2 rRNA genes are annotated in these 3,216 nt (G+C 48.2%); both read left to right on the top strand.

The features are described from left to right. The first annotated feature begins 148 nt into the window (after nt 1-148). A 23S ribosomal RNA gene (locus tag PNO30_RS08660) occupies nt 149-3,031 on the top strand. A 70-nt stretch (nt 3,032-3,101) separates the two neighbouring features. After that, nucleotides 3,102-3,216 (top strand): 5S ribosomal RNA (gene rrf / locus PNO30_RS08655).

Here is a 3,216-nt window from a genome sequence, read left to right as displayed (position 1 = left end):
ACAATGAAAACTGAATATATATATTAGATCAAAAATAATTTTCTATAAATTAAAAACAGATTTACAAAACCGAGAAAAAAGTAAGTAAGTTGTAAAAACTTATTCACAAAGAGTTCAAGGAAAAGAACGAAGCGTAAAAGCTACACACGATTAAGTAGTAAAGGGCGCACGGAGGATGCCTTGGCACTAGGAGCCGATGAAGGACGTGACAAACGACGAAATGCTACGGGGAGCTGTAAGTAAGCAAAGAGCCGTAGATATCCGAATGGGGGAACCCACCGCTTTTAAAAGGGCGGTACGCGAAAGCGAGGTAACGCAGGGAACTGAAACATCTAAGTACCTGTAGGAAGAGAAAGAAAAATCGATTTCCTGAGTAGCGGCGAGCGAAAAGGAAAAAGCCCAAACCAATGTGCTTGCATATTGGGGTTGTAGGACTCTCAACAAATTGTATGACGAAGTATAGTAGAACTAGCTGGAAAGTTAGACCGTAGAAGGTAAAAGTCCTGTATACGAAATGCTAAGTTGGCGAGAGAGAGCACCTGAGTACGGCGGAACACGAGGAATTCCGTCGGAATCTACCAGGACCATCTGGTAAGGCTAAATACTACCTAGTGACCGATAGTGAACCAGTACCGTGAGGGAAAGGTGAAAAGAACCCCGGGAGGGGAGTGAAAGAGAACCTGAAACCGTGTGCTTACAAGTAGTCAGAGCCCCTTTGTGGGTGATGGCGTGCCTTTTGTAGAATGAACCGGCGAGTTACTTTATCATGCGAGGTTAAGTGGAAGACATGGAGCCGAAGCGAAAGCGAGTCTTAATAGGGCGAAATAGTATGATGGAGTAGACCCGAAACCAAGTGATCTACCCATGGCCAGGTTGAAGTTTAGGTAACACTGAATGGAGGACCGAACCAGGACACGTTGAAAAGTGTTTGGATGAGCTGTGGGTAGCGGAGAAATTCCAATCGAACTTGGAAATAGCTGGTTCTCTCCGAAATAGCTTTAGGGCTAGCCTCGTTGTGAGTTTACTGGAGGTAGAGCACTGTTTGGACTAGGGGCCCATCCCGGGTTACCGAATTCAGACAAACTCCGAATGCCAGATAAATATCAACGGGAGTCAGACTGCGGGTGATAAGGTTCGTAGTCGAAAGGGAAACAGCCCAGACCGCCAGCTAAGGTCCCAAATTGTATGTTAAGTGGAAAAGGATGTGATGATGCACAGACAACCAGGATGTTGGCTTAGAAGCAGCCACCATTTAAAGAGTGCGTAATAGCTCACTGGTCGAGTGACATCGCGCCGAAAATGTACCGGGGCTAAACATACAACCGAAGCTGCGGATATAACTAATGTTATATGGTAGGAGAGCGTTCTAACATCGTAGAAGCCGAGCTGTAAGGCGAGGTGGAGAGGTTAGAAGTGAGAATGCCGGTGTGAGTAGCGAAAGATAGGTGAGAATCCTATCCACCGAATGACTAAGGTTTCCAGAGGAAGGCTCGTCCGCTCTGGGTAAGTCGGGACCTAAGGTGAAGCCGAATGGTGAAGCCGATGGACAACAGGTAGAAATTCCTGTACCACCAAATATCGTTTGAGAGAAGTGGGGACAGAGGAGGCTAATTGATCGTCCTGATGGAATAGGACGTCTAAGCACAAAGGTTGAGTAGTAGGCAAATCCGCTGCTCGTAAGACTGAAGTGTGATGGGGAGCGAAACAAAGTAGCGAAGTCAATGAAGCCAAACTCTCAAGAAAAGCCGCTATCGAGATAAGAGGTGCCCGTACCGCAAACCGACACAGGTAGTTGGGAAGAGAATTCTAAGGTGAGCGAGAGAACCATCGTTAAGGAACTCGGCAAAATGACCCCGTAACTTCGGGAGAAGGGGTGCCTACGAGAGTAGGCCGCAGTGAATAGGCCCAAGCGACTGTTTAACAAAAACACAGGTCTCTGCAAAACCGTAAGGTGAAGTATAGGGGCTGACGCCTGCCCGGTGCTGGAAGGTTAAGAGGAGTGCTTAGCGAAAGCGAAGGTATGAATTGAAGCCCCAGTAAACGGCGGCCGTAACTATAACGGTCCTAAGGTAGCGAAATTCCTTGTCGGGTAAGTTCCGACCCGCACGAAAGGCGTAACGATTTGGGCACTGTCTCAACGATGGACTCGGTGAAATCATAGTACCTGTGAAGATGCAGGTTACCCGCGACAGGACGGAAAGACCCCATGGAGCTTTACTGTAGCTTGATATTGAATTTTGATGCAGTATGTACAGGATAGGTAGGAGCCTATGAATCATGCACGCCAGTGTATGAGGAGGCGTTGTTGGGATACTACCCTTGCTGTATTGAAATTCTAACCCTCGGCATAGAAAACCGGGAGACAGTGTCAGGTGGGCAGTTTGACTGGGGCGGTCGCCTCCCAAAGAGTAACGGAGGCGTTCAAAGGTTCCCTCAGAATGGTTGGAAATCATTTGCAGAGTGTAAAGGCACAAGGGAGCTTGACTGTGAGACATACAAGTCGAGCAGGTGCGAAAGCAGGACTTAGTGATCCGGTGGTTCCGCATGGAAGGGCCATCGCTCAACGGATAAAAGCTACCCTGGGGATAACAGGCTTATCTCCCCCAAGAGTCCACATCGACGGGGAGGTTTGGCACCTCGATGTCGGCTCATCGCATCCTGGGGCTGTAGTCGGTCCCAAGGGTTGGGCTGTTCGCCCATTAAAGCGGTACGCGAGCTGGGTTCAGAACGTCGTGAGACAGTTCGGTCCCTATCCGTCGTGGGCGTAGGAAATTTGAGAGGAGCTGTCCTTAGTACGAGAGGACCGGGATGGACGTATCAATGGTGTACCAGTTGTCACGCCAGTGGCATAGCTGGGTAGCTAAATACGGAAGGGATAAGAGCTGAAAGCATCTAAGCATGAAGCCCCCCTCGAGATGAGATTTCCCACGGATATTAAGACCCCTTGAAGACGACAAGGAGAATAGGTTAGGAGTGTAAGCACGGTAACGTGTTCAGCTGACTAATACTAATAGGTCGAGGACTTAATCAAGTGAAAGTTCTTTAGAAGTAACTGTTGACAAAAAGAAAAAAGATGATATAATATGTATATGAAGTTTTCGTCTGGTGGCGATAGCGAAGAGGACACACCTGTACCCATACCGAACACAGAAGTTAAGCTCTTTAGCGTCGAATGTAGTTGGGCTTACGCCCTGTGAGACTAGAACGTTGCCAGGC

Origin of the sequence: Gemella haemolysans, assembly GCF_028308085.1 — a bacterium.
In the GTDB taxonomy this organism is placed as follows: domain Bacteria; phylum Bacillota; class Bacilli; order Staphylococcales; family Gemellaceae; genus Gemella; species Gemella haemolysans_D.
Note: the sequence above shows the minus strand (reverse complement) of the source record. Positions and strands in the feature narration are given on the sequence as shown.